The sequence below is a fragment of the Rhodoplanes roseus genome, assembly GCF_003258865.1.
Lineage (GTDB): Bacteria > Pseudomonadota > Alphaproteobacteria > Rhizobiales > Xanthobacteraceae > Rhodoplanes > Rhodoplanes roseus.
In genome coordinates this window covers 1-6,054 of record NZ_NPEX01000323.1, presented here as the reverse complement: position 1 = coordinate 6,054, position 6,054 = coordinate 1, and the positions used below count along the sequence as shown (strand labels likewise).

The window sequence follows — 6,054 nt, the reverse complement described above, 5'->3', positions numbered from 1 at the left end:
GGCGTGGTTCTCGAGCCCAAGGTGCACTCGCTCGCGTTGCGCTTCGCGCGGGTCGCACACGGGCGAATTCACGTGGCTTTCGCGTCCCGGGACAGCCACGACTGGGACCTTGCGGCTGCCGATCTTTTGGTGCACGAAGCCTCCGGAACGCTGACGACGGTCGCGGGTGAGACCATCCGGTACAATCGTCCGGTGACGACGCACGAGGCGCTGATCGCAGCCGACCCGGCGCGTCATCGGGCCGTCAGCGAGATCGTCGCGGCGCTGGCGCGGCCGTCCCGCTGAGCCCCGCGGACGACGCCGGCGGCTCGCCCGGTGCACTGAGGAGACGGCGGTCTTGGCCGAACGATTGCCGTTGACCTTCACGGCGTACCGGCTCGCCACCAGGGCGGCCACCCCCTTCGCCCGCTGGCTGCTGTCCCGCCGCCTCAAGCGCGGCAAGGAACATCCCGAACGCCTGTCGGAGCGCCGCGGCGAAGCCGGCGCGGTCCGTCCGCCCGGACCGCTGGTGTGGGTTCACGGCGCCAGCGTCGGCGAGCTGATCGCCGCGCTGCCGCTGGTGGAGCGCCTGCGGGCGCGCGGCACGGGCGTGCTGGTGACGACCGGCACGGTGACGTCGGCCGAGGTCGCGGCCCGCCGCCTGCCGGCCGGCGCGATCCACCAGTTCGTACCACTCGACGCGCCCCGCTACGTGGCGCGCTTCCTCGACCACTGGCAGCCCGATCTCGGCCTGTTCGTCGAGTCCGACCTGTGGCCGAACCTGATCGTCGCCAGCGCCGCGCGCCACGTCCCGCTGATCCTGGTCAACGGCCGCCTGTCCGAGCGCTCCTTCGAGAAGTGGCGGCGCGCGCCGGCCACCATCGAGGCGTTGCTGTCGCGCTTCGACCTGTGCCTGGTGCGCTCGGCCGAGGATGCGCAGCGTTTCGGTGCGCTCGGCGCGCCCCGCATCGGCGTCACCGGCAATCTCAAGCTCGACGTGCCGGCTCTTCCCGTCGATCCGGCCCGTTTCGCCGAGCTGCGCGGCGCGCTGGCCGGCCGGCCACTGATCGTCGCCGCCTCGACCCATGCGGGCGAGGAGCTGGCCTTGATCGAGACCCACCGCAAGCTGCGGCTGACGTTTCCGCGACTCCTCACCGTGATCGCCCCGCGCCACCCGGAGCGCGGCGCCGAGATCGCCGCGCTCGCCAAGGCGAGCGGCCTCGATCCGACCCGCCGCTCCGAGGGCGTGCTGCCCAATGCCACCACCGAGATCTATGTGAGCGACACGCTCGGCGAGCTCGGCCTGCTCTACCGGCTGGCGCCCGTGGTGTTCATGGGCGGCTCGCTGATCCCGCACGGCGGACAGAATCCGATCGAGCCGATCAAGCTCGGCGCCGGCGTGCTGCACGGGCCGCATGTGAAGAATTTCTCGGACCTCTACCAGGCACTCGACACCGCCGGCGGCGCCCAGGCGGTGGCCGACGGCGCCGAGCTGACCCGCCGGCTCTCGGCCCTGCTGGCCGATCAGGAGGCGCGGACCCGGCTCGCCGCCGCCGGCGAGCGCACCGTCCAGATCCTCGCCGGGGCGGTCGAGCGCACCATGGCGGCGCTCGAGCCCTATCTGGTGCAGCTTCGCATGGAGGGCAGGACCGGCCATGGCTGAGACCGGCCCGCGTGAGACCGACCATGCGTGAGCCCGCCTTCTGGTGGCGCGCGCCCGGCCTCGCGGCCGGCCTGCTCGCGCCGCTCGCGGCGGTCTATGGCGGCGTCGCGGCGGCGCGCCTACGCCGGCCCGGCACGACCCTGCCGGTGCCGGTGGTCTGCGTCGGCAATCTCACGGTGGGCGGCGCCGGCAAGACGCCGACCGCCATCGCGATCGCCCGCCTGCTTCAGGGCGCCGGGCTGAGACCGGTGTTCCTCACGCGCGGCTACAAGGGGCGGCTCGCCGGCCCGCTGCGGGTCGATCCCGCCGCCGCCGCGGCCGATGTCGGCGACGAGCCGCTGCTGCTCGCCCGCGTCGCCCCGACCATCCTGTCGCGCGACCGCGCCGCCGGCGCCGCCCTGGCACTCGCCGAGCGCGCCGGCGTCGTCGTCATGGACGACGGCCTGCAGAACCCGTCGCTGAGCAAGACGGTGGCGCTGGTGGTGCTGGACGGCCGCCGCGGCATCGGCAACGCGAAGGTATTCCCGGCCGGACCGCTGCGGGTCGGCCTCGACGCCCAGATCGACCGCGCCCACGCGCTCCTGGTGGTCGGCGAGCCGTCCGACCTCGCCCTCCCGGTGATCGACGCCGCCCGAAAACGCGGGCTGCCGATCCTGCGTGGACGGCTGGCGCCCGAGCCGGCCGCCGTGCAGGCGCTGCGGGGTAAACGGCTGCTCGCCTATGCCGGGATCGCCGATCCGGCGAAGTTCTTCGCCACCCTGGCCGGCGCCGGCCTGGCGCCCGTGCGCACCGCGCATTTTCCCGATCACCACGCCTTCACGGATGCCGAAGCGGCGCAGCTCGTCGCCGACGCCGACGCCGGCGGGCTCGCGCTGGTCACCACCGAAAAGGACGTCTGCCGGTTGCAGGGAAACCCGGCGCTGGCCGCCCTCGCGGCGCGCAGCAGCACGTTGCCGGTCGGCCTCGTGCTGGACGACCCCGCCGGCCTGCGCCGCTTCCTGGCCGGCCGGACGGGTCTGAGGCTGTAGGCCGCCGCGGTCTACTCGGCCGGCTCGGGCGTCTTTTCACGCGGCTGGGTGGCGGGCAGTGCGCCCTCCCGGCCGTCGCGATCCGCGAACTCGCCGAGGAACTGCAGAAGCTGAGTCATCGAGCAGATGTGGTCGGCCGTCGTCGGCGCGCCGCTGCACGGCCCGGACCGCCACTGCGCGGCGACGTCGAACCAAGGCTTCGGAATCGTCCACAGTGAGCCGAGGATCGTCTCGGCGACGATCAGGCCGCCGACCGTGCCGAGTTGCTGACCCTCTGTATGAAGGCCTGCCTCGCGCAGGATGTAGTACCAGAGCGGCGTCGCCCAGGCCAAAGCCGGCTCCCGTTTTAGGATCTCGGTGAACCGATCCTCGAAGTCCACCTTCGGGAACAGCTCCTCGGCCGGCACGCCGGGAATGCTGCCGTAAACGGCGGTCAGATAGGACGCGGACTCCTGGCCGGACGGCAGGCCGAAGTCCACGCCGCGCCGGATGTTGCGCTCGGCGAGCGACACCGGCGGTTCGCCGATGCTCGGCGGCGGCAACCTGAAGACCGCTTCCGGCAAGTTCGCGTCGAGCGGCTCGCCGTGCTGAGGAACCGGGACGGGCTTGCCGTCTTTCATCACCGGCGGGCCGCCCTCGAAGAAGAAGGTCCAGGCGATCTGGGTCGTGGCATCGAGCGGCGTATCACCGCGCAGATCCGTGCCCGAGCCGAACAGCGGAAAGCCGTGGTCGGCATTCATGGCATAACCGGACCGAAGCTGCGTGTGCCCCGAGCCGGAAGACCGCATGCGCGAACTCGACCGGCATCGCGATCAGGCCTTCCGGCTGCACCTCGCGCTCAAGCCCGAGCGTCTCGTAACGGGGGAACGCCTGCCGGAATGCGGCACGCGCGCGGCGGTTCATGGCCTGGTAGAACGTCTCGCCGCGTTCGAGCTTGTCCAGGACCGCATTGATGTGCGGCTCCTGCACGATGCGAGGCAGGTAGTCGTGCAGCACGATCCGTCGATAGACGTTCTGGACGGTGCGGCGGGTTTCCTCGAAGGCTCGCCCGCCCGGCGCCTTCTCGGCGGCGGATCCCGGCTTGCTCGAATGGATCTGGTTGTGCAGCCGCTCGAACAGGATGTGAATTTGGACGACGATCTTGTTCTCGTCGTTGCGCGGATCGGCGATCAGCCTGCCGTTCCGGTACAGGCGAGGATCGCGCAGAATGTCTTTCTGATCGGCCCGCATCCTGAACTGGCCGTCGGCGTGGAAGAGATCCGGCTCGACGACGCCGAGCAGCCCGTAGACGCAGTCGAGATCGAGCGTGGGGATGCGGCCGTTCGTCGAGGTCGGCTCACCGTCCTCGAGCACTCGCTGGCGTTGTCCGATGGTCGGATTCTGTGGGATGAGGCTCAGGTTCTCGCCGACGACGCGAAACTCCGTTAGATCGTGGTCGATGAACTGACCGAAGAACGTAAATCCGGCCGGGTTGGCTGGTTTCACGGCCTTCCCACCCTGCTCGATGGGCCCCTTGGCGCCGGCGAGCAGCGAGATCGCGAGGCTGTCGTATGTTTGCTGGGACGCGGGGAAGAGTCTACCGAAGGGTGATTTCAAGGCCGTGGGGGTGAGGGTTCGCGGATCGAGAACAGGAACCCAGCCGTGGTGCGCCATGAGGTCCTCCCGAGGTTCTTGGACGGCGCAACCGTGAATTACTTCAGTTTTAACTTACACGCAACTTTTCGTTATCATTCATCACGAAGAACGATCTTTGGCTGCACCGTCGCTGAGGGCTGCGGGATTCAGCTGCCTGGACAAGACGTTGTTTTGCACCGCCGCGACTCGTTGCTCGGCGTAAGCCACCGGGCAGGACGCGACGATCCGGGGCGATGCAGCGCCGCCGGCCGTCGTCGAATCCGAGCGATCGGCGCTGTTCGACCGGGGGGCGATCGGGATGGAGGATGCTAGGCGCAGGCCGGCGTCAGCCCGGTGTCACGCGGTCCGCATAGAGGCGCTGCGCCACCGCCTCGGGGCCCGCATAGGCCTCCTGGCGCTCGACGCTCCAGTATTTCAGCTCCTCGAGCGGAATCGGCACGCCCGTCACGGCGCAGCGCACGAAGGCGCCGGCGCGCAGGACGCGGAAATCGGCGTCGAGATAACGGACTTCCGCTTCGCCCGTCTGCGGCGAGCGATAGTCGAAGCGGTTGAGCACGAACGACCTCCCGTGCGGGTTCGCGCCGGGCAGGCCGGCGACCACTGCCGCCAATGTAGTCGCTCCGCGGCCGCGACGAAACCCCGCGCCGCCGACGCCGCACGGCTTCGATCCGACCGATCGCTCGTGCTACGCTGGCGCCGGTGCGGAATGGCTCGACGATGCGACTCGCAGCGACCATGGCTCTGATCTCGGCCGTCCTGGCCGGCGGCACGGCGGCCGCCGCCGGGCCCGAAACCGTGACGTTTCCGGGCCGCGACCTCACGCTGTCGGGGGTCGTGTTCCGGCCGGACGGGGCCGGCCCGTTCCCGGCCGTGGTGGCGCTGCACGGCTGCGCCGGGCTGGGCAAGGAGCGGCTCGATCCGCGCTATCGCGACTGGGCCGAGACCCTCACGGGCAAGGGCTTCGTCGTGCTGTTTCCGGACAGCTTCGGCTCGCGCGGCCTGGGATCGCAGTGCCGCGTCCGCCCCCGCACCGTCTCGGCCGAGCGCGACCGCGTGGCGGATGCCGACGCGGCGCGGCGGTTCCTGCAGACGCAGCCGTCCGTGCTCCCGGACCGGATCTCGCTGCTCGGCTGGTCGAACGGCGGCAGCACGGTGCTGTGGACGGTCCGCCCGCAGGCCAGGATCGAGCGCGGCTCGCCGGACTTCCGCTCGGCCGTGGCGATGTATCCGGGTTGCGCCCGGCTGGTGCCGCGCGCCTGGAGCTCGCGGGTGCCGATCCTGATTCTGATCGGCGGCGCCGACGACTGGACGCCGGCCTCGGCCTGCGAGCAGATGGTGGCCGGCGCCCGCGGCCGCAGCGCGCGGGCGACCCTCGAGATCTATCCGGGCGCCTATCACGACTTCGACGCGCCCGACCGCCCGATCCGGGTCCACTCGGGCCTCGCCTTCTCGGCCGACGGCTCCGGCCGCGCCCATACCGGCACCAACCCGGCCGCCCGGGCCGACGCGTTCCAGAAGGTGCCGGCGTTCCTGGCGCGCTGACGGTCAGAACAGCGAGCCCTGGCCTTCGACCGGACTCTTGCGCCGGGTGACGGGCTTGGGGACCTGCGGCCGCCCCGGTGCCGGTGCCGGAGGCGCCGGCGGCGTGTCGCCCGCCTCGCCTCGGTCGGCGGTGGCGGCGACCCGGCCGTCGGAAAATTCGAGCGACAGCCGCTGGCCGGGAATGACCACGGCGGCGCTGCGCAGCGG

7 protein-coding genes and 1 pseudogene are annotated in these 6,054 nt (G+C 71.4%); 4 read left to right on the top strand and 4 right to left on the bottom strand.

All coding sequences use genetic code 11. From position 1 onward, the window contains the following. The 3 genes from CH341_RS27110 to lpxK all read left to right on the top strand — a co-directional run. Positions 1 to 285: inositol monophosphatase family protein (locus CH341_RS27110; protein WP_281023657.1), on the top strand; the 285-nt coding region annotated here is incomplete at its 5' end. Positions 286 to 337: 52 nt separating this feature from the next. Continuing rightward, positions 338 to 1,642, top strand: a complete 1,305-nt coding sequence (locus tag CH341_RS27105) for a 3-deoxy-D-manno-octulosonic acid transferase (RefSeq protein WP_111422072.1) — start codon at positions 338 to 340, stop codon at positions 1,640 to 1,642. Positions 1,643 to 1,665: 23 nt separating this feature from the next. Further along, the gene (gene lpxK / locus CH341_RS27100) at positions 1,666 to 2,670 is read left to right on the top strand and encodes a tetraacyldisaccharide 4'-kinase (RefSeq protein WP_111422071.1); all 1,005 of its coding nucleotides are present in this window, start codon (positions 1,666 to 1,668) and stop codon (positions 2,668 to 2,670) included. Between the two features lie 11 nt (positions 2,671 to 2,681). Here lpxK and CH341_RS27095 read toward each other — a convergent pair whose 3' ends face one another. From CH341_RS27095 to CH341_RS27085, 3 genes are all read right to left on the bottom strand, one after another. Continuing rightward, complete coding sequence (locus CH341_RS27095; protein ID WP_111422070.1) at positions 2,682 to 3,410, bottom strand: peroxidase family protein; 729 nt, start codon at positions 3,408 to 3,410, stop codon at positions 2,682 to 2,684. Then, the gene (locus CH341_RS27090) at positions 3,355 to 4,323 is read right to left on the bottom strand and encodes a peroxidase family protein (protein WP_111422069.1); all 969 of its coding nucleotides are present in this window, start codon (positions 4,321 to 4,323) and stop codon (positions 3,355 to 3,357) included. Before CH341_RS27090 ends, CH341_RS27095 begins: the two co-directional genes overlap by 56 nt. Positions 4,324 to 4,630: 307 nt before the next feature. Next, positions 4,631 to 4,915, bottom strand: coding sequence for a DUF2093 domain-containing protein (locus tag CH341_RS27085; protein WP_342635039.1), 285 nt, complete (start codon positions 4,913 to 4,915; stop codon positions 4,631 to 4,633). A 107-nt stretch (positions 4,916 to 5,022) separates the two neighbouring features. Here CH341_RS27085 and CH341_RS27080 point away from each other — a divergent pair, with 107 nt between their 5' ends. Continuing rightward, a complete protein-coding gene (locus CH341_RS27080; RefSeq protein WP_111422068.1) occupies positions 5,023 to 5,847 on the top strand; it encodes a dienelactone hydrolase family protein in 825 nt (274 codons plus the stop codon). Between the two features lie 3 nt (positions 5,848 to 5,850). On the opposite strand, the pseudogene CH341_RS34490 reads toward CH341_RS27080, so the two are convergent. After that, positions 5,851 to 6,054 (bottom strand): annotated as a pseudogene (locus CH341_RS34490) (exodeoxyribonuclease VII large subunit); the annotation flags it as partial.